The sequence below is a fragment of the Sorangium sp. So ce1153 genome (genome assembly GCF_051521595.1).
Taxonomy (GTDB): domain Bacteria; phylum Myxococcota_A; class Polyangia; order Polyangiales; family Polyangiaceae; genus Sorangium.
In genome coordinates this window covers 2,484,135-2,503,434 of sequence record NZ_CP150361.1, presented here as the reverse complement: position 1 = coordinate 2,503,434, position 19,300 = coordinate 2,484,135, and the positions used below count along the sequence as shown (strand labels likewise).

Below are 19,300 nucleotides of genomic sequence, written 5' to 3'. Positions count from 1 at the left end.
GGGCGCAGCGAGCGGCGGCGGCGAGGTCCCGGCGCAGTCCCCTGCCAGAGGGGGCCGTTCCGCGTCCGGAGCGCGCGTCACCCCTCTCCCGCGAGCACCGCGGCGATCGCGACGCGCTCGCCGCGCGGCCGCCCGGCCGCGTCGGCGTGGGCCATGTCGAGCGCGGCCAGCACCGTCGAGAGCGTCGTCTGGTCCAGGACCGACGACGCCTCGATGGCCTGGAGGTCCTCTCCCACGAAGTTCTTCGGGCACGCGTCGATGACGGGCAGCGCGCGCGTCGCCAGCGCGGGCGCGAACCGGATCGGCAGGCCGTGCGTGCGGCAGATGAGCGGCCGCGCCGCGTAGACAGCGCACCTCCCCTCCCCGTCGAGCGCCGGGCACACGCCCGGGTCGCCCGCCCGCGCGCGCGCGGCGAGCGCCGCCCGGTCGGCCTCCGGGAGCGCCGCGAGCGCCTCGCGCAGGGCGTCGGCCTCGATCGACGTCACGGAGAACCGCCGCCGGCAGCAGTCGCTGCACCCGGTGCGGCAGGCCATCCGCGCGCCGTGGCGGGCGCTCGCGTTCGCGAAGAACGCGTCGACCTTGGCAAAGAGCTCACGGAGGCGCTCGCGCGGCGGAGGACTCATCCGCCGGGTTCTAGAACATCGATCACGTTGAAACCCGGAGAAATTTCACAGGGAGGCGGGGAGGCGGGGAGGAAGAAAAAATGAATTTCTCCCTCTTGCCATTTCTCGCTCCCCGCCTCCCCGCCTCCCTGTGAATTTCTGCTTTTTCTCGTGGTTTCAACCCGTTTGTCGCTCTAGCAGCGGTGCGTCCTCTGGCAGGCCCGGCTCGCGCGGCTCGCGCGGCTCGTCAGATGCCCGGCGCAGCAGGATGTTCTCTCCCAGCGCCCACATCTCGGCGCCCTCCCCGCGCACATCGAACAGGGCGCCCCAGGTGCCCGACGCCTCGCCCCGCCAGGTCCCGCCGCCATCGGTCGAGCGCAGGAGCGCCCCGTCCCGGCCGCACGCCCAGAGCGTCCCCTCCGCGTCCCCCCAGATGCTCCGGAGGCCGCCGGAGACCACGGCCAGCACGTCCCATGTCGCGCCGCCGTCCCGGGAGCGCAGCACGTCGCTGAGGGTCAGCCCGCCGACCGCGAAGAGCTCGTCGCCCCTGCCCCAGACCGCCTCCAGATCGCGCGTGCTGCCGCTCTCGACGGCCTCCCACGTGGCGCCGTCGTCGACCGTGCGGACGACGGCGCCGCCGCGGCCGACCGCCACGGCGAGCTGCGCCGGCCCTGCCCAGACGGCGCGGAGGCGCGGCTCGCGCGGGGCCTCCAGCTCGATCCACCGGAGTCCGTCCGCGCCGAGGCGGCAGACGACGCCATCGAGGATGGCGAACGCTCGCCCCGCCCCCTGTCCGTGCACCGACACGCCTCCAGGCCTGCCCGTCACTTGTACCCAGGAATCCCCGCCGTCCTCGGACCGGATCTGCGCCAAGCCCCCGCCGACAGCCAGGACCGTCTCGCCGCTGCCCCACACGGCGATCAGCGAGCCGGCGTCCTCCTCGGCGCTCCTCGCCCAGGTCTGGCCACCATCGCGGGTCTGCACGACGCTGCCGCCGTCGCCCACCAGCACGACGCGTCCAGGCCCCGCGACCCAGAGACCCCGGAGCTTCCCGCGGACAGGCACCTTCTTCCAGGGGCCCTCGAGCGGCGCGTCCCCTGCCTGGACTGGCACCTTGACGAAGCTCTTGCCGCCGTCGGTGGACCGGAAGGCGGGCCCGATCCCCACGCACCAGATCGCGCCCTGATCATCGCTCCACACGCCGTACCGGGGCTGTTTGGACAGGAGCGGAGGGCGCGTCCAGGTGCGGCCCTCGTCCTCGCTGACGGCCACGAGACCGCCGTCGCCCGCCGCGACGACCAGGCCGCCGGCGCCGAGCCATAGCCCGTGGAGGGCGCTCCCGCTCCCGGTGGGGCGCGATTCCCAGGACGCGCCCCCGTCCCGGCTGGTGTGGACACGGCCATCGCCGTCGCCCACGGCCACGAGCCCCCCGCGCGCGCAGAGCGCCCGCGGCGACCGGCCAGGGACCTTGTGGCGAGCCCACGCGCCTCCTCGCAGGACGGCGAGCTCACCTTCGAGCGCGAGCGCGAGGAAGCGCCCCTCGGCGTCGATCGCCGCGGCCTCCAGGCACAGCGTGTCGAGGCTCGGCCCCGCTTCCCAGGTCCGACCATGATCGCGGGACCGGAGCACCGTCCCGCCGATCCCCACCGCGATGGCCTCGCCGTCGTCCCGCAGGGCGACGCCGCGCAGGTCGGCCTCGGCGCTGGAGCTCACGTCGGACCAGCGCCGCCCTCCATCGAGCGAGGACAGCAGGGTCCCCCGCTGTCCGGCCGCGATCAGCGCCTGGCCGGCGCCCGCGACCGCCGTCAGGTCCTGGCGAACGGGCGTCTGCGCCCGCTGCCAGCGCTGGCCTCCGTCCTCCGAGCGCAGCACGTGCCCGCCGGAGCCCACGAGCACGAGCAGCTGGCCTCGCCCCCGGACGGCGCGGTGGACGAGGCTCATCGGGCGGCGCCGCGACGGGCCGAGGCGGCCGCGGCGCGCGGATCGTTGCGGCTCACGGGCTCGCGGGGTTCACCTCGGCCGGCGAGCGCGCAAGCGATCCGGCGCCGGAGCGCTCGTGTCAGGGCGCCGCGATCTTCCCCTTGACCCACCGTCCCGAGTCGGTGAGCTGGCCATCGGCCCAGGGGCCGCCCGCGCTCGCGCCGGGTCGTAGCGCGGCGCACGACTCGGCCTTGTCGACGATCGACCAGTTGAGCCAGCTGATCTTGTTGGTGCTCAGGAAGTTCAGCCAGGTCTGCGCCTCTCCGAGGTCGAGCGAGCCGTCCCCGCTCGCGCTGCAGGTGCCCCACTCGGTCACGAACAGCGGGAGGCCCGCGGCGAGCGCGTTGGTCGCCTTGGTGCGCAGCGCTCCCTTGTGCGTGGCGGCATAGAAGTGCAGCGTGTAGGCGATGTTCTCGTAGCGCGTGATCGGGTTCCCGGCGGCGATGTCCACGTCCTGCGACCAGGTCGGGGTCCCGACGATCACGAGGTTGTCGGAGCCGGCGCCGCGGATCTCCCCGATCACCTCCTCTGCATACGCCTTCACCTGAGGCCAGGTCTCGTTGTCGGGCTCGTTGTAGACCTCGAAGATCACGCCGGGCTCGTCGCCGTACTCCGTCGCCATCTCCCGGAAGAAGCGCTTCGCCGCTTCCTTGTGATCGTTCTGGACCGCGTCGTGATCGTGCCAGTCGATGATCACGTAGATGCCTCTGGCGATGGCGGCGTCGACGATGGCCTTGACCTTGCGCTTCTCCGCGTCCGGGTTGCGGAGGTAGCCGAGCCCCGCCCCGGCGCTGACGGTCATCGCGGCGCGGACGACGCTCACATCCCAGCCGTCCACGAGCGTGTTGACGGCGGACGCGTTGTAGAACTTCTCCCCCTCCCAGACGCTCCAGAACATGCTCATGCCCTTGAGCTGGAGCTCCGCCCCGTACTCGTCGACGACGCGGTTGCCCATCACCGTGAGGCGGCCGTGCTGCTCGACCGGCGTCCCCGTGACAGGGCCCGTCCCGGTCGAGGTCGTCGAGCTCACGGTGGTCGTGGTGGTCGTCGCGGCCGACGTCGACACGTCGGCGCCGCCCGCGCCGCCTGCGCCGCCTGCGCCGCCCGCGCCGCCTGCGCCGCCCGCGCCGCCTGCGCCGCCCGCGCCGCCTGCGCCGCCCGCGCCGCCGCTGCCGCCCGCGCCCGTCGTGGTCGTGGTCGTGGTCGTGCTCGTGGTCGTCACGGCCGAGGTCGATGCGTCACCGCCGCCCGCGCCGCCGGTGCCAGACGTCGTGGTCGTCACCGAAGATGTCGACACGTCACCGCCGCCGCTGCCTCCGGTGCCGCTCGTGGTCGATGCGACCGTCGAGGCATCGCCGCCGGCGCCGCTCGTGGTGGAGGCGACCGTCGACGCGTCGCCGCCGGTGCCGCTCGTGGTCGATGCATCACCGCCAGCACCACCAGCGCCGCCCACGCCGCTGCCGCTGCCGCTGCCGCCCACGCCGCCCTCACCACCCGTACCGCCGCCCGAGGACGCCGACGTCGAGCCGCTCGTCGTGGAGGACGCCGACGTCGATGACGCCGAGGCGCTCGTCGTGGAGGACGCCGATGTCGATGAAGCCGAGTCGCCGCCTCCAGATCCCGAATCCCCCACCGAGCCATCGCATGCGATCAGCATCATCGCCGGCAGCGCAAGATGCAGAAAGCCGCGCGTCCACCGCGGCCCGACAAACAACCCTGCGTTCACGTCGTGATTCATTGCATTCTCCAAGCAAGGCGCTCGCTCGACGGCCCTGGCATCGAGCAACGGGCGTCCAGTACGGGATCAGGAAAGCAAGTCAGCCGCGCAGATAGCAGGCCCGGCGCGAGGGGTGAAGGAGAAAGTCGGAGCTCCACCGAACAGCGCGCGCAGAGATGGCTTCACGCAAAGCGTCATCGTGACCGCCGCGCGAACACCACCTCGCGCGACGGTCAACGCGTGAGCACGCGGCACCTGCGACGAGCCTTCCGGCGCCCGCGCCGGGTAGTGCTGTCATTTGAACATGAAGGCGGGAAGGCGGGAAGAAAATCTCAATGATCTTCCCGCCTTACCGCCTTCATGTGAACCCTCTCTGGGCAAATGACAGCACCACCCCGCGCCGCGTCGGCCGTCGACGCGGAGAAGCCGCCGGTGTGCCCGAGCCTCGAGCCTCCGGCCGGGCCCCGCTCGAGCCTCCGCGCCGCATATATTCCTTGACGAGCATATACCCGATCGGGCATATTTACCTCGTGATGGTCGAGACGTTCGCGGCGCTCGCCGATCCGACACGCCTGCGCATCGTCGAGCTGCTCCGGGCCGGGCCCCGGCCGGTCGGCGAGATCAGCGACCGGCTTCCCCTGCCGCAGCCTCAGGTGTCGAAGCACCTGCGCGTGCTCAGGGACGCCGGCCTGGTCGACGTGCGGCCGCAGGCGCAGCAGCGCATCTACGGATTGCGCGCGGGGCCGCTGCGCGAGCTCAACGAGTGGATCGAGCGATTCCGGTGCATCTGGGACGCGCGCTTCGAGCAGCTCGACGACCTGCTGTCCGAGATGCAGCGCAACGAGGAGGAGGAGAAGAGGTGATGAGAGACGCTACGAATCTGGAGATCAGGTCGGACCGCGAGGTCGTCATCACGCGCACGTTCGCTGCGCCCCGTCGGCTCGTCTTCGAGGCGATGACGAAGCCAGAGCACGTGAAGCGCTGGTACGGCCTGAGAGTCCTCACGATGTCCGTTTGCGAGATCGACCTGCGCGTGGGCGGCAGGTGGCGCTACGTCCTGCGCGCGCCGGACGGGAGCGAGCACGGGTTCACGGGCGTTTACCGCGAGATCGCGCGACCGGAGCGGGTCGTCTGCACGGAGAACTACGAGCCGCTCGGGCCGGGCCACGAGATGGTCGTGACGGCGACGTACGACGAGCGCGACGGGAAGACGACGTTGACGAGCAGGATCGTCTATCAGTCGCAGGCAGATCGCGACGCGCACCTCCAGTCGGGCATGGAGGCCGGCATGCGCGAGACGTTCGAGCGGCTCGAGGAGCTGCTCCCCACCCTCTCGTGAGGGCCCGGCGACGCGCTCTTCTCGTCCCGCCGCTGCACGGATTCCAGCAACTCCTCGCCACCGCTGCTGCTCCAGCAGCAGCTCCGCCACCGCGCGAACTCCACTATCGCCTGACCACCGCATCCGTTATAGTGGACGAACCGTCCGCTCGATAGTTCGCGAGGGACGCCAACGGAAGGGAACTTTGCATGAAACAGCTGCTCAAGCTGCTCGCCCTCGTGCTCGCGCCGCTCTGCATCGCGCTGAGCGCCCAGGCTGCCGAAAAACCCAGCGAGATCCGCGTCGCCAACCCCGGCGTGGGCGTCGGCAACCGCCCGGCGGTGGGGGGCTCGGCCTGGTCGCTGCTCAGCCTGCGCAGCGCGCTCGAGAATGAGTTCAAGAGCGATGGCGTGCCGGTGCGCTGGAGCTTCCTGCGCGGCGCCGGACCCGCGGTGAACGAGACCTACGCCAACGGGCTGACCGATTTCTCGCTGCTCGGCGACCTGCCGTCGATCATCGGCCGCGCCGGCGGACTGAAGACGCGCATCCTCGCGAGCGGGCCGAAGACCAATCTGTACATCGCCGTGCCCTCGGACTCGCCGATCCAGAGCATCAAGGATCTCAAGGGGAAGCGCTTCGCGGTGTTCAAGGGCACCTGCCTGCAGCTCTCGGCGGCGCGCATCCTGGAGGCCAACGGGCTCAGCGAGCGCGACGTCCGCGCCATCAACATGGACAACGCAACCACGAAGGCAGCCCTGGCCACCAAGGACGTCGACGCCGCCATCGGCCTCAACGACCTGCTCGCCCAGCGCGATCAAGGCCTCGTGCGCATCATCTATTCGACCAAGGGCGACCCCCGCTACACCTGCAACAGCACCATCATCGGCTCGGACGACTTCATCCGAAAGTACCCCGAGGTCACCAAGCGCGTGGTGCGGCAGTACGTCCTGGCAGCCAGGTGGGTCGCGGATCAGGACAAGGACCTGAGCGAGGCGTACCGCGTCTGGTCGCGCTCCGGCGTCCCGTTCGCGTCCTTCAAGGAAGACTGGGCTGGCGAATCCCCGCGCGAGAAAGACAGCCCGCTCGTGGACGCGTACGTGGTCGCTCGCTACAAAGCGAGCATCGCGGACGCCAAGCGCCTGGGCTTGATCCGGTCGACGTTCGACTTCGAGCCCTGGGTCGACCGCAGCTTCCTCGAGCAAGTCCTGAGAGAAGAGAAGCTCGAAGGTTTCTGGAAGCCCCGCCCGGCGCCCTGACGCGGCCAGGAGCTCGAAACGAAGCTGCCGATGAGGCAGCCCGGGTTCCTGGTGCCCGCTGTCGTGCGCGGAGCTGACGGCGCCCGGCGGGCCTGATACACTGGCGCTCCGCCATGACGACCAACGACGAGCTCGTGGTGATCGTGCGCGAGCTGGACGTGGTGGTGGAGCGCGCCGGCGGGCTGTTCCTCGGCCGGCGCGATGCACTTCCAGCGTTCGCCGATTCGCCCGTGTTCCTTGGCAGGTTCGAGGATCGCGGCTGGTACGCGGCGCGAGCTCGACGTGATGTCGAGCTTCCGGCCGAGCTCGCGTTCGCGTCCGTCCGCTCCCTGTTCTCCGAGCTGCCCGAGCCGACGCTGCACATCCTGGGGATCGCGCTCGCTGGTGTCGAGTTCGCCGAGACCCACCGCCACTGCGGGCGCTGCGGGACGGCCACCGAACCGGGCGCGGCGGCTCCGGACGGGCACGAGCCGAGCGCCGGTGCGCAGACGCGGCGCTGCCCGAGCTGCGGGCTCAGCGCGCACCCGCGGATCGCGCCCGCCGTGATCGTGCTGGTGGAGCGCGAGGACCGCGTGCTCCTGGCGCGCAGCGCGCGGTTTCCGCCCGGTCGCTTCAGCGCGGTGGCTGGCTTCGTGGAGATCGGCGAGTCGCTCGAGCAAGCGGCGGCGCGCGAGGTCGGCGAGGAGGTCGGCGTTCAGATCCGAGGTCTGAAGTACTTCGGCAGCCAGCCGTGGCCGTTCGGTCGCTCGCTGATGATCGGCTTCTCGGCCACGTATGCCGGCGGCTCGCTCACGCCGGACGGCCACGAGATCGTCGAAGCCGACTGGTTCTCGCGCGACCGGCTGCCCGACCTTCCACCCAAGGTCAGCATCGCGCGCCGCCTGATCGACGCCTTCGTCGCGCGCGCGACGCCACGAGCTTGAGCGAGCAGCATCCACGTGGACGGCGGCGCGTCGCAGGTCGGCCAGCGCAGCGCCGACTCCGGCGTTGACTACTTCACGGCTTGCTCGTTCGCGTAGGGGTTGAACTCGTTCGTGTAGAGGCGGTTCAGGGCGATCTCGCCCGGCTTGAGCTCACCGCTCCTGACCATCCAGTCGATCCAGATCTGAAACTCGCGCTCCGCGATCAAGCCGCCCTTGCCGGCGACGCCGTAGCTGCGCCAGAACTTGATGACCGAGTCCTCCTCGTTGCGGCCGCGCTTCTTCATCAGCGCGATGCAGCGCTCCACCACCGTCTCGCGTGGGGTGTTCCGGGCCCACTCGATGGCCTTCGCGGTCGCCTCGACGAAGCGCCGCACGGTCTTCGGGTTCTCCTTGATGAAGCTGGTCTTCATCACGTAGCTGCCCGCGGTGAACTTGCCGTAAAGCTCGTAGTCCGAGAACAGCGAGCGAATGCCGCCGCGCTCGAGCGCGCGATCGCGGTAGATGTCGCCGAGCGTCGCCACGTCGACCTGCTTCTGGCGGAGCAGCTGCTCGCCGTTCACCGGGGGAACGACGAGCAGCGTGACGCGCCGGGCTTCCTCCGGCGTGATCTGGCCTCGCCACAGGAACTCCTTGACCATGAACTCGCTGTGAGCGCCGAGCGTGTTCATGGAGATCGACCTGTCCAGCAGATCCCGCGCGGTGCGCAGCGGGCTGTCTTCGAGCACGTAGGCGTGGCTCTGGCGCTTCTCGTCGACACCGTAGTAGCCCGCGACGGCGATGATGGGCGCCCTGGCCGCGACAAGCTTGATGATCGCCCCATTGAAGGCGCCGCCGAAGTCGGTGTCCCCGGTGACCACGGCCTGCACGCTCTGCGGTCCGCTCACCGTGCTGCTGACGAAATGCAGGCGGATCGGCGCGAGATAGCCGAGATCTTCCGCGAGCTCGATCGGCGCTACAGTGCCGTTGTTGCCCTGATAGCGCAGCTCGAGCGTCTCGAACTCGCCCTCGGGTCCACCGGCGGAGGCGCGCGAAGCGTCGGCGCGCGAGCAGCCGGCCGCGCCGCACAACGCCAGCAGGGCGAGCAGCAAGACCGCGGGCACTGCGGCGCGGAGCAGGCCGGGCCGGACGGGGTGCGAAGGAGCCATATCCGTTATAGTGGACAACCGTCCGTTAAAATGCAAGCATCCCTGGCGAGCATGTCCTCCAGTCCCCTACCCGCCTCTTTCCGCGTTGCCGTGCTCGACGACTACCAGCGCGTGGCGCGCTCGCTGGCGGCGTGGGACGCGCTGGGGCCGGGCGTCGAGGTCGAGTTCTTTCACGATCACGTGGCCGACGCGCGAGCGCTCGTGCACCGGCTCTCGGCGTTCGACGCCATCGTGGCGATGCGCGAGCGGACGCCGTTCCCGCGCGCGGTGCTCGCCGAGCTCCCCAGGCTGCGCTTGCTGGTCACCACCGGCGCGCGCAACGCCGCCATCGACGTGGCGGCCGCGCGCGAGCTCGGCGTCGTCGTGTCCGGCACCGGAGGTCTCCCCTATCCGACGGCCGAGCTCACCTGGGGCCTGCTGCTCGCGCTGGCGCGGAACATCCCGCGCGAAGATCGCGCGGTGCGCGCCGGCGAATGGCAGACCAGCCTGGGGCTCGGCCTGTCCGGCAAGACGCTCGGGCTGCTCGGACTCGGCCGCCTCGGGGCGCAGGTCGCCCGCGTCGCGCTCGCGTTCGGCATGCGCGTGACCGCCTACAGCCAGAACCTCACGCCCGAGCGCGCCGCCGAGCACGGCGCGACGCTCCTCCCGCTCGACGAGCTCCTCTCGGGCGCAGACGTGGTCAGCATCCACCTGGTGCTCTCCGAGAGGACACGCGGGCTGCTCGGCGCGCGCGAGCTCGGCCTGCTCAAGCCCGGCGCGCTGCTCGTGAACACCTCGCGCGGCCCGATCGTCGACGAGCGCGCGCTGATCGAGGCGCTCACGAGCGGTCGGCTCGCGGGCGCGGCCCTCGACGTGTTCGACGCCGAGCCGCTGCCCGCGGAGCACCCCCTGCGCCGGCTGCCGAACACCGTGATCACCCCGCACCTCGGCTACGTCACCGAGGAGACGTACCGCATCTTCTACGGCGACGCGCTCGAGGACATCGCCGCGTTCCGCGCGGGCCAGCCGGTGCGCGTGCTGTGATCCTCTGAACGCTGGCCCACGACGTGAAGCCCGGGCCCGGGCGAGGGTGGTGCTGTCATTTGCCCAGAGAGGGTTCACATGAAGGCGGTAAGGCGGGAAGATCATTGAGATTTTCTTCCCGCCTTACCGCCTTCATGTTCAAATGACAGCACTACCCGGGCGAGCGCAGCCGCGCTTGCCTGTTATGCAGCGCGAGCAGCGCCCGTACGCGCTCTACCTCGGCTCGAGGAGCGCCCGCGCCCCGCGCTCCGTCTCGAGCGCCGTGAGCCCGTGCTCCGCGCCGGCCCGCGCCACGGCCCGCCGGAACCTCCCACGCGCCTGCGCCTGCTCGACGCTGATGAGCACCAGGCACAGGATCGCCAGCACCGCGCTCGCTCCCTGGCTCGGCACCGACCACGCGAGGGCTCCCACCGCCACCGTCAGCAGCACGCTGCAAAGCACCATCGACTCGTTCAGCGCCTGCGCGCCGTCCGCCGCGGCGTGGGCCAGCGCCCGCGCCGCCGCCGGTGGGATCTCCCTCTCGGCGCCGCAATCCACCGCGGCCGCGCCCGCCGCCGGTCCGCTCGGAATCGGCGGGCTTCCCGCCGCCGGCGCCCCGCCGGCCAGGGGCCCCACCCCGCCGCGCCGGCTCTCCACGCCCGCATCCATCATCGTGCTGGGGCTTCGCGAGGACATACACCGCTCCTTGCTCCGCCGGGCGGAGCTCTTCTCACCATCGTCCATCAAACTGGGCCATCGACCTGGGCCCTCGAGCCGGCCCACCAGGCCCGGTCGTGCGCGCAGGCGCCGAGCCGCCCGCGCGCACCCTGCCGTCGAGCGCTCAGGACGCGCCCGCGGGCGCCTCCGGCCGGAGCAGCGGTGACGACGGCTGCCCCCGCGGCGCCGAGAACACGCTCGCCCTGGCCGCGGGCTCCTCCAGCGAGTCGATCGCCTCGGCCACCGTCGGGAACACCCGGCCGCCGGCGAGCTCGCGGAGGAGCCCCGCCTCTCGCAGCCGCTCCGTCACGGCGTCCGAGGCCCGCGACAAGAGGGCCCGCGTCCCCTGCTCGCGCAGCCGCGCGAGCAGGCCCCGGAGCGCCTGGATGCCCGTGCAGTCGATGAGCGGCACCCCCGCCAGGTCGAACACGAGGTGCCGCGGCAGCGGAGCCCCTTCGGCGAGCGACCTGAGCTCCGTGTGCGACGCGAAGAAGATCGGCCCCTCCACCCGCACCACCGCGACAGGCGGCGTCGGCCGGAGCGAGCGGCGCGCCGGCGGCTCGAGCAGCCGCGGCATCTCCGCCGGCTCGTCGGCGGGCGCCGTCACCAGCGACACGTCCACCCTCCGCTGCATGTGCGCGAAGTGGACCAGCGACAGCACGAGGCCCATCAGCACCCCGCCGACGAAGTCCGACACGACGATCGACGCGGCGGTCGCCACGAAAACGAACGCCTCGAACCGCGACACCCGCCACATGAACCGCGCCTGCTGCCAGTTGATCAGCCGGTAGCCGACCACGAGCAGGATGCCGGCGAGCCCCGCCAGCGGCAGCCGCTCCACGAACGGCCGCGCCAGGTAGAGGAGCCCCAGCAGCGTCACCGACTGCGTGAGCGCCGCGAGCCGCGTGGTCGCCCCGCACTGGAGCGCCGCCGACGACCGCACGATCGCGCCCGCCACCGGCATGCCGCCGATCATCGAGCTCACCACGTTGGCCACCCCTTGCGCCACGAGCTCCTGCTCGCTCGAGTGGCGCTTCGCGTTGCTCTGCGCGTCGATCGCCACCGCCGACAGCAGCGAGTCGATCGACGCGAGCAGCGCCAGCGCGATCGCCTCGGGCAAGATCGCGATGAGCTCCAGGCGGTGGAACTCCGGCAGCGCCGGCGCGGGGAACGACGCCGAGATCGGCCCGACCGACGCCGTGCCCACGCCGAGCGCGCCCACCGCCGCGATCGCCGCCACGAGCCCGATGAGCCCTCCGGGGAGCCGCCGGTGCAGCTTCGGCAAGAGCACCGTCGCCGCGATGACCAGCGCGCCGATGCCCACGGCGAACAGATCCACGTGCGCGAGCCAGCCCGTCCCCGGCAGCGACGAGACGAGCCTCATCTCCGCCGGCAGCCCGAGCAGCCGCGGCAGCTGCGAGTTGAAGACGAGCAGCCCGACCGCCGCCATGAAGCCGCCGATCACCGAGACGGGGATCATGTGGATGAGGCGCCCCACCCGCGCGGCCCCCATGATCACCTGCAGGACGCCGCAGAGGAACGTCGCGCATAAGAGCCCGTGCGGCCCGTGCCGCTGCAGGATCTCGAAGGTCAGCGGCACCAGCGCCACCTCGGGCCCCGTCACCTGCAGCCGCGATCCGCCGATCAGCGCCGCGATCACGCCGGTCACCGCGCCCGTGATCAGCCCGGCGCTCGCCGGTAGTCCGCACGCCAGCGCGAGCGCGAGGTTCAGCGGCAGCGCCACGAAGGCCACCGTCAGCCCGCTCAGCAGGTTGTCCACGAGGGTCCTCGGGGCGAGCATCTCCTTCCAGGAGATCACCGTGTCTGCCCAGATCGGGCCCCAGAAGCTCGGTCGGGGCGTTGTGCTCATGCCAGATGAGGTGGTCATTTCGATGCGCCGTGTTCACGCGACGTGCCAGGCCGCGCCTGGCCCGGTTTCCGCGCTCCGCGCGCCGTCCTCCCGCGCGGTGTCTGGATCCGCCGACACCCGCCTGAGGGGCTCCGCCGACACCGTCGGTGGGCTCCCACAGGGCCCGATCGGGAGCTCTCCTCCGGAAGATCCTGAAAACTCCGCAACTCGTGCGCCCGGGGGCGCGGGAGGCCATAGTCAGCCGCTCGCATGCGCCTCCTGACACGGCTCATCCTCTCTCATACGGCCCCGGTGCTCGTGATGCTGATCGCCCTCGGCGTCGTGCTCGTGTCGCTGGCGCGGATCACCGCGTCGCAGACCTTGCTGAGCGACGAGACCGAGGAGCTCCGCCGCGAGGCGGCGCTCCACCACGCCGCCTGGGCGGTGGGGCTCGCCATGCGGCGCGGCCAGGAGGCGTGCGTGCGCGGCGTCCCCTGGGAGGACGTGGCCCCGACCCTCCGGGATCGCATCGCCGCCCTGAAGGCGGAGATCGGCGACACCACCCTGCTCCCGCCCGGCCCGATGCTCCCGTCGATCGACGGCCACCTCCAGCTCGTGCAGCGCGCCCTGGACGACGACACGTGCGATCGCCTCACCGACCCCGACGTCCAGCGCGAGCGCGTGCGCCTCGACGAGCAGCTCACCGACGCGTGGGTCCTGCGCATCGGCGAGCTCCAGGCCCGCGCGCAGATCAGGGAGGAGGACGCCCGAATCGCCAGCGACTCGGCGCTGTCGAACGGCCTCGCCATCACGGTCGCCGCCTGCGTCGTCGCCGCCGTCCTCGCCCACCGGATCGCGCGCACCGTCACCGACCCCCTCGCGGCCATCGCCACCCAGGCCCAGCGCCTCGGCAAGGGCGATTTCGACGCGTCCCCCGAGGTGCGCGGCCCCGCCGAGGTGCGCGATCTCGCCCTCGAGATCGAGAACATGCGCAGGCGCCTCGCCGAGATCGAGACCCTCAAGCAGAGCTTCCTCGCCTCCGTCTCCCACGAGCTGCGCACCCCCCTCACGAAGATCCGCGAGGCGATCGCCCTGCTCGGCGATGGCGTCGGCGGCGGCGCGCTGAGCGAGCGCCAGGCCCGCATCCTCCACATCGCCCGCGTCGCCTGCGAGCGCGAGATCCGCATGGTGACCACGCTGCTCGACCTCTCCCGCTTCAGCGCCGGCTCGCCCATCCGCCTCCAGGACGGCTCCTCGATCGACGAGCTGATCCGCAGCGCCGTGCGCGAGGAGGAAGCGGAGGCGCTCGAGCGCGGGGTCACCATCCACATCGAGACGCCGGGCGCCGTCCCCCCGTGCAGCGTCGACGTGGCCCTCATCGAGCGCGCCGTCGCCAACCTCGTGCGCAACGCCACCTCCGTCTCGAAGCCCGGCCAGCAGGTGCTCGTGCGGCGCGAGCTCGTCCAGGCGGGCGCCGGCGGCCGCCCGGGCGGCCGGGTGCTGATCAGCGTCACCGATCAGGGCCCCGGCGTGCCCGCGGAGATCCGCCAGTCGCTCTTCGAGGAGTTCAAGACGCAGCCGGTCGCGAACTCCCCGAAGCGCGTCGGCATCGGCCTCGGCCTGGCCCTGTCCCGCCGGATCGCCCGCGCCCACGGCGGCGACCTGGAGCTCGACGAGCACGCCCAGAGCGGCGCAGCCGGTGGCGACGGCGCAGCCGGCGGCGGCGGCGGCGGCGATCGCGCCACGGGGGCCACCTTCCGCCTGTGGCTGCCGCTCTCGACGGAGCGGCCTTCCGAGCACGTCGCCGCTGCGCTACACCCCTCTGCCGCCCTCTCATGAGCTCCGCCAGAAAGCCCCACGTGGTCATCGTCGACGACGAGCCGCACCTCTGCGAGCTGCTCGCCTTGCGCCTCGAGCACCACGGCTACCGGGTCACCACCGAGCTGACCGGCAGCGGGGGTATCGCCGTCCTCTCCCGCGAGCGCGTCGACGCGATGATCGTCGACCTCCGCCTCGACGACTGCGACGGGCTCGACGTGCTGACCGAGGTGCAGAAGCGCTCTCCCGACGTGCCCGTCGTCATCCTCACGGCCCACGGCACCATCGAGACGGCCGTCGAGGCGATGCGGCGCGGCGCCTACGGCTTCCTCACGAAGCCCTTCCACGACCTCGACCTCTTGCAGAAGCTCGCGCACGCCGTCGAGAGCAGCAATCTCCGCCGCGAGGTGGCCGGCCTCCGCCGCATCATCGGCGCCCAGAGCGACGAGCTGCGCCTGCTCGGGACGAGCGACCGCATCGCCGCCGTCCGCGAGATCATCGCCCGGGTGGCGCCCACCGACGCCAACGTCCTCCTGCTCGGCGAGTCCGGCACCGGCAAGGAGCTGGCGGCCCGCTCGCTCCACGGCCTCTCCCAGCGCCGCGGCAAGCCGTTCGTCGCCATCAACTGCAGCGCCCTGCCCGCCGAGCTCCTGGAGAGCGAGCTGTTCGGCCACGTGCGCGGCGCCTTCACCGGCGCCGCGCGCGACAAGGAGGGCCTCTTCGCCTCGGCCAACGGCGGCACCCTCCTCCTCGACGAGATCGGCGACGCGCCCCCCGCGGTCCAGGTGAAGCTCCTCCGCGTGCTCCAGGAGCGCCGCATCACCCGCGTCGGCTCCCTGACCGAGGAGGACGTCGACGTGCGCCTGGTGGCCGCGACCAACCGCGACCTCCGCGCCGAGGTCCGCGACGGCCGGTTCCGCGAGGATCTCTTCTACCGCCTGCACGTCGTCCCCATCGTCATGCCGCCCCTCCGAGAGCGCGTGGAGGACATCCCCCTGCTCTGCGAGGTCTTCCTCGCCCGCGCAGCCGCCCGCCACGGCCTGTCCGAGCCCCAGATCACCCCCGAGGCCTTGCGCGTGCTCCTCGCGCACCCCTGGCCCGGCAACGTCCGGGAGCTCGCCAACGTCATGGAGGGCGCCGTCCTGCTCAGCCGCGGCCAGCGCCTGCAGCCGCAGGACCTGAGCGCCCTGCTCGTGCCGCCGACCCGCAAGCTGGACAACTGGTCGAGCGCCGCGGAGCCCGAGGACGCCGAGCCGCCCGCGACCGCCGAGGCCGCGGGCGGGGCCATGTCGGTCGCGTTCGGCGACCCTGGCGCGGAGCTCCCCTCGCTCAAGGAGGCGCGCGACGCCTTCGAGCGCGCCTACCTCGTCGAGGTCCTCCGCCGCGCCAGCGGCAACGTCAGCGCCGCCGCGAAGCTCTCCGGCAGGAACCGGACCGATTTTTACGATCTCCTCCGCAAGCACGGCCTCTCGTCCGCCAGCTTCAAGGAGTGACGCCGCCCGCCGTCGGCGCGGCGACCGGCCGGAGGGGCCTTCCGCGGCGAGGGCGCTCCGAACGAGGGAGTCGTCACGAAGGTGGATAGTTCCATCTGTGCGGTGTGTTGATGTCGTAGGATTCACGTCCGACCTGCCTGGGGCCAGCCGGAATTTTCGTCCCATCGGGGGTTCGTCGCCTATTTTGGTGCGGAGGCGGGCTGTCGCGCCGCCGGTCAGCGCGCGAGATCCATCGCCAGACCGATGACCATCAACCGAGGGAGGGACGATCATGGGTGACGCCCGAGACGAGGCCAGCGCAGAGGCGAGATCGGATGTGGAAGGGGCGCACGTCGAGCAGTCGGCCACAGGGCCGCAGGGCCCCTGTGCCGATGTCGGCGGCGAGGGTGGCAGGCCAGGCAAGAAAACAACCTCTACCACGGCCGACACCGTGGCCATCATCAAGGCCGCGATGGCCGACCCTCTGCTCCGGGGCATACCCATCCACTGGCAAGATGGCTGGGAAGAGAGAGCCAATGATGAGGGTCCGCTCGTACCCCGCGGCCTGGTGCTCCATCACACCGGCACGGTGGACCCAGACAAGACCAAGGATTACCCGACGTTGAACGTCATCATCAACGGGTGGGGCGAATTACCCGGCCCTCTGGCCAACTTTGGCCTCGGTCGCTTCGGGGACATCTACGTCATCGCCGCTGGCTGCGCGACGCACGCGGGGTGGACCCACGGCTTCAACGGCCTCGAGGGAAACGACAGCGTGTGGGGGATCGAGGCCGAGAACGATGGGGAAGAGGAGGTGTGGAAGCCCTTCGTCCAGTCGTATGTTTACCCTCGGCTCGCGGCCGCCATCGCTCGCGCCACCGGGTTCGAGGCCGACATGATCTGCTCACATAAAGAGTGGCGACCAGAGCCGATCACGAGGGGCGGCAAGACGCAGAAGGCCAAGGACGATCCCAAGGACATCGCCGACAACATGAACGGGTTCCGCAGCCTGGTCCGCGAGCTGCTCCTGAACGGACCGCAACCCCGGCCGATCAAGTCCATGATCGCTCCCTCGGACTATGGCGATGGCACGAGCTGGACAAATGGCTTTGGGTTCTTCGACGGGTCGCCGTTCGTGTACCTGAAAGGGGGTGGTTCGGGCGCCTTCGTCTACAGGTTCGACCTCCCCGACTACGAGGTGGAGGACAGCCAGGCCAGCGTCATCGCGACCCTGGCCTCCGCCGACGTCGCCGCGGGATCCGACGTCTCGTTGTTCGTGAACGGCGTCCTTCACGGCACCCAGCAGGTCCAGGCGTCCGATCCTGGTTCCGGGGGCGTGCAGTACCAGTGGCTGCTCCCCGAGTCCGCGTTCAATCCGAACAGCACCAACGTGATCGAGTTCAGGGTCCTCGCGGATGCCCAGCTCCGCAACGGGCTGTCCATCTTCAACAGAGTCATTGCGCCCATCGCGGGAAGCGAGATCCGGGTCAGCATCCCCTTCGAGCAGCTGCTTCCCACCCAGCCGACCTACGACGCTGCCTTCCTCTCCCAGAGCGTCCCCGCCTTGATGATCGCCGGCGGCACGTACGCCGTCTCCGTGACGATGCGCAACATCGGAGACCAGGTGTGGAGGCCGGGCCGGATCCGGCTGCGATCGGAGCAGCCGGCCGACAATCTGACCTGGGGGTTGAACCGGGTCGATCTGCCCGACGGAGCCAGCGTGGATCCGCAGTCGGACGTCACCTTCCACTTCGACGTCGTCGCCCCGCAGACGCTCGGAGAGCAGCTATTTCGGTGGGGCATGATTCGAGAGGGGGTCAGGCCCTTCGGGCAGAGGAACGCCGCTGTCAACGTCATGGTGGCCAAGGACGCCCTGTTCGTGCGCCAGAGCGTACCGGCCACGATCGTGGCGGGGACGACCCAGCCTGCCTCGATCACGTTCCGCAACATCGGGACGGTCCCCTGGACCCGCGGCGCATCGTTTCGTCTGGGCAGCCAGGGCCCTGCCGACAACACCCTCTGGGGAACGCACCGGGTCGAGCTGCCCCACGACGTGCCCCCCGGCGCCGAGGTGACCTTCCAGTTCTCGATCAAGGCACCGCTGACCGCCGGAAAGCACAACTTCCAGTGGCAGGTCCTTCGGGAGCTCGTGTCGTGGCTCGGCCAGCCCTCTCCGGCCTTCGAGGTGCGTGTGATGCCCGCGCTGACCAAGGCCGCGACGTTCGTCTCGCAGTGCGTCGCCAGCCCCATCCCCCCCGGGGCCGTGCAGGTGGTCGCGGTCACGATGCGAAACGTCGGCACCGAGACCTGGACGGCGGGCGCTCAATTCAAGCTCGGTTCGCAGAACCCCACCGACAACGCCCGCTGGGGCACGAGCCGGGTTCCCGTGCCCAGGGACGTGCCCCCCAACGCCGAGGTGACCTTCACCTTCGGAATAGCCGCCCGGGACGCGGTGGGGACCTGGAACTTCCAGTGGCAGATGCTGCAGGAGGGCTCCGCGTGGTTCGGGCAGCTCACGCCCAACGTCGAGGTGAACATCGCGCCTCTGCAAGCGCCGCTCCTGGATCTGTGCTTCTTGAAGACCACGAACGTCGCCCAGGGCAAGGTCGAGGTCTTCACCGCGACCAGCAGCTCGGGCCACGCTGCGGGGCTGTCGTCGGTGACCCGCTTCAGCTCAGCCGACGCCGGCGACGGCTGGTTCGGTATGCACCGCAACGGCAACATCTACTTCGTCAAGACCAGGAACACGGCGTCGGGAAAGGTGGAGGTGTTCACCGCCACCCGCAGCTCTGGATACATGGAGGGGCTCTCGGCCGTCACCCGCTTCGATGTGAGCGACGGGGCGAACGGCCGGTTCGGGATGCTGCCCAACGGAGACCTCTATTTCGTGAAGGAGAGGAACACCGGGACGGGCACGATCGAGGCGTTCACCGCCCTCGGCCCCACCTGCTCGACGGGCCTGTCGACCCGCACCAGGTTTGCGGCCGCCGAGGCCGGCAATGGTGTGTTCGGCATGCTCCAGACCAGCGATGTCTACTTCGTGAAGACCAGGAACACCGGCTCGGGAAAGGTGGAGGTGTTGACCGCCACCAGCGCGTCTGGGTACACGGCGGGGGTCCACGCTGTCACTCGGTTTGCTGCCGGGGACGCGGACAACGGCGCCTTTGGCGTGCTGGCCAACGGGGATGTCTACTTCGTGAAGACCAGGAACACGGCGTCCGGGAAGATCGAGGTCTTCACCGCTACCCGAGCGTCGAACTATGCATCCGGCCTGTCTGTCGCCAGCCGCTTCGGGAGCGGTGATGGAGTCAACGGCGTCTGGGGGGTGGTATAGGGCCTGGGTTTCCTGGGCCAGCATCCGCAGCGCGATTCAACGGCAATGCACAGGAGGTTTCCTTGATCAACGCGACGAAGCACAAGCCTCTCGCAACGACCATCACCGGCTCTCTACCGCGGCCGTCATGGTATGTCTCCGGCCTCGCGGGCCGGAGGTTCTCGACG

Annotated in this window: 15 protein-coding genes; 9 read left to right on the top strand and 6 right to left on the bottom strand. The window is 70.9% G+C overall.

The genetic code is table 11. From position 1 onward, the window contains the following. Positions 1 to 77 precede the first annotated feature (77 nt). The 3 genes from WME85_RS08695 to WME85_RS08685 all read right to left on the bottom strand — a co-directional run bounded on the left by WME85_RS08695 (position 78) and on the right by WME85_RS08685 (position 3,612). Positions 78 to 623: a YkgJ family cysteine cluster protein gene (locus WME85_RS08695; RefSeq protein ID WP_437836967.1), complete on the bottom strand. Its 546-nt coding sequence runs from the start codon at positions 621 to 623 to the stop codon at positions 78 to 80. A 156-nt stretch (positions 624 to 779) separates the two neighbouring features. Beyond that, entirely contained in the window at positions 780 to 2,543 is a 1,764-nt protein-coding gene (locus WME85_RS08690) for a WD40/YVTN/BNR-like repeat-containing protein (protein WP_437836965.1), read from the bottom strand. Between the two features lie 118 nt (positions 2,544 to 2,661). Further along, positions 2,662 to 3,612 (bottom strand): glycoside hydrolase family 5 protein, encoded by a 951-nt coding sequence (locus tag WME85_RS08685; protein WP_437836962.1) that lies wholly within the window; start codon positions 3,610 to 3,612, stop codon positions 2,662 to 2,664. Between WME85_RS08685 and WME85_RS08680 the strand changes: the two genes are divergently transcribed. The 5 genes from WME85_RS08680 to nudC all read left to right on the top strand — a co-directional run bounded on the left by WME85_RS08680 (position 3,575) and on the right by nudC (position 7,796). After that, entirely contained in the window at positions 3,575 to 4,315 is a 741-nt protein-coding gene (locus tag WME85_RS08680) for a hypothetical protein (RefSeq protein ID WP_437836960.1), read from the top strand. The genes WME85_RS08685 and WME85_RS08680 overlap by 38 nt on opposite strands. 478 nt (positions 4,316 to 4,793) lie before the next feature. After that, entirely contained in the window at positions 4,794 to 5,162 is a 369-nt protein-coding gene (locus WME85_RS08675) for an ArsR/SmtB family transcription factor (protein ID WP_437836958.1), read from the top strand. Next, positions 5,162 to 5,638, top strand: coding sequence for an SRPBCC family protein (locus WME85_RS08670; protein ID WP_437836956.1), 477 nt, complete (start codon positions 5,162 to 5,164; stop codon positions 5,636 to 5,638). The genes WME85_RS08675 and WME85_RS08670 overlap by 1 nt, the downstream gene beginning before the upstream one ends. 188 nt (positions 5,639 to 5,826) lie before the next feature. After that, positions 5,827 to 6,873, top strand: a complete 1,047-nt coding sequence (locus WME85_RS08665; RefSeq protein WP_437836954.1) for an ABC transporter substrate-binding protein — start codon at positions 5,827 to 5,829, stop codon at positions 6,871 to 6,873. A gap of 113 nt (positions 6,874 to 6,986) precedes the next feature. Beyond that, positions 6,987 to 7,796 (top strand): NAD(+) diphosphatase, encoded by an 810-nt coding sequence (nudC, locus tag WME85_RS08660; protein ID WP_437836952.1) that lies wholly within the window; start codon positions 6,987 to 6,989, stop codon positions 7,794 to 7,796. 68 nt (positions 7,797 to 7,864) lie between these two features. Here the strand turns inward: nudC and WME85_RS08655 are convergent, their stop codons facing one another. Continuing rightward, positions 7,865 to 8,941, bottom strand: coding sequence for an ABC transporter substrate-binding protein (locus tag WME85_RS08655; protein WP_437836950.1), 1,077 nt, complete (start codon positions 8,939 to 8,941; stop codon positions 7,865 to 7,867). A 51-nt stretch (positions 8,942 to 8,992) separates the two neighbouring features. Here WME85_RS08655 and WME85_RS08650 point away from each other — a divergent pair, with 51 nt between their 5' ends. Continuing rightward, positions 8,993 to 9,964, top strand: coding sequence for a D-2-hydroxyacid dehydrogenase family protein (locus WME85_RS08650; RefSeq protein ID WP_437836948.1), 972 nt, complete (start codon positions 8,993 to 8,995; stop codon positions 9,962 to 9,964). 213 nt (positions 9,965 to 10,177) lie between these two features. Here the strand turns inward: WME85_RS08650 and WME85_RS08645 are convergent, their stop codons facing one another. Both WME85_RS08645 and WME85_RS08640 read right to left on the bottom strand, forming a co-directional pair. After that, positions 10,178 to 10,639, bottom strand: coding sequence for a hypothetical protein (locus WME85_RS08645; RefSeq protein ID WP_437836946.1), 462 nt, complete (start codon positions 10,637 to 10,639; stop codon positions 10,178 to 10,180). A 145-nt stretch (positions 10,640 to 10,784) separates the two neighbouring features. After that, a complete protein-coding gene (locus WME85_RS08640) occupies positions 10,785 to 12,530 on the bottom strand; it encodes a SulP family inorganic anion transporter (protein ID WP_437836944.1) in 1,746 nt (581 codons plus the stop codon). A 249-nt stretch (positions 12,531 to 12,779) separates the two neighbouring features. Between WME85_RS08640 and WME85_RS08635 the strand changes: the two genes are divergently transcribed. The 3 genes from WME85_RS08635 to WME85_RS08625 all read left to right on the top strand — a co-directional run bounded on the left by WME85_RS08635 (position 12,780) and on the right by WME85_RS08625 (position 19,133). Then, positions 12,780 to 14,348: a HAMP domain-containing sensor histidine kinase gene (locus WME85_RS08635; RefSeq protein WP_437836942.1), complete on the top strand. Its 1,569-nt coding sequence runs from the start codon at positions 12,780 to 12,782 to the stop codon at positions 14,346 to 14,348. Continuing rightward, positions 14,345 to 15,820 (top strand): sigma-54-dependent transcriptional regulator, encoded by a 1,476-nt coding sequence (locus WME85_RS08630; RefSeq protein WP_437836940.1) that lies wholly within the window; start codon positions 14,345 to 14,347, stop codon positions 15,818 to 15,820. The genes WME85_RS08635 and WME85_RS08630 overlap by 4 nt, the downstream gene beginning before the upstream one ends. A gap of 271 nt (positions 15,821 to 16,091) precedes the next feature. Beyond that, positions 16,092 to 19,133, top strand: a complete 3,042-nt coding sequence (locus WME85_RS08625) for an N-acetylmuramoyl-L-alanine amidase (RefSeq protein WP_437836938.1) — start codon at positions 16,092 to 16,094, stop codon at positions 19,131 to 19,133. Positions 19,134 to 19,300: the final 167 nt, after the last annotated feature.

What these genes read in the sequence shown, in the direction of transcription:
- WME85_RS08695 (WP_437836967.1), bottom strand. Translation starts at nt 623, where the DNA reads ATGAGTCCTCCGCCGCGCGAGCGCCTCCGTGAGCTCTTTGCCAAGGTC.
- WME85_RS08690 (WP_437836965.1), bottom strand. Translation starts at nt 2,543, where the DNA reads ATGAGCCTCGTCCACCGCGCCGTCCGGGGGCGAGGCCAGCTGCTCGTG.
- WME85_RS08670 (WP_437836956.1), top strand. Translation starts at nt 5,162, where the DNA reads ATGAGAGACGCTACGAATCTGGAGATCAGGTCGGACCGCGAGGTCGTC.
- WME85_RS08665 (WP_437836954.1), top strand. Translation starts at nt 5,827, where the DNA reads ATGAAACAGCTGCTCAAGCTGCTCGCCCTCGTGCTCGCGCCGCTCTGC.
- nudC (WP_437836952.1), top strand. Translation starts at nt 6,987, where the DNA reads ATGACGACCAACGACGAGCTCGTGGTGATCGTGCGCGAGCTGGACGTG.
- WME85_RS08655 (WP_437836950.1), bottom strand. Translation starts at nt 8,941, where the DNA reads ATGGCTCCTTCGCACCCCGTCCGGCCCGGCCTGCTCCGCGCCGCAGTG.
- WME85_RS08650 (WP_437836948.1), top strand. Translation starts at nt 8,993, where the DNA reads ATGTCCTCCAGTCCCCTACCCGCCTCTTTCCGCGTTGCCGTGCTCGAC.
- WME85_RS08645 (WP_437836946.1), bottom strand. Translation starts at nt 10,639, where the DNA reads ATGTCCTCGCGAAGCCCCAGCACGATGATGGATGCGGGCGTGGAGAGC.
- WME85_RS08640 (WP_437836944.1), bottom strand. Translation starts at nt 12,530, where the DNA reads ATGAGCACAACGCCCCGACCGAGCTTCTGGGGCCCGATCTGGGCAGAC.
- WME85_RS08635 (WP_437836942.1), top strand. Translation starts at nt 12,780, where the DNA reads ATGCGCCTCCTGACACGGCTCATCCTCTCTCATACGGCCCCGGTGCTC.
- WME85_RS08630 (WP_437836940.1), top strand. Translation starts at nt 14,345, where the DNA reads ATGAGCTCCGCCAGAAAGCCCCACGTGGTCATCGTCGACGACGAGCCG.
- WME85_RS08625 (WP_437836938.1), top strand. Translation starts at nt 16,092, where the DNA reads ATGGGTGACGCCCGAGACGAGGCCAGCGCAGAGGCGAGATCGGATGTG.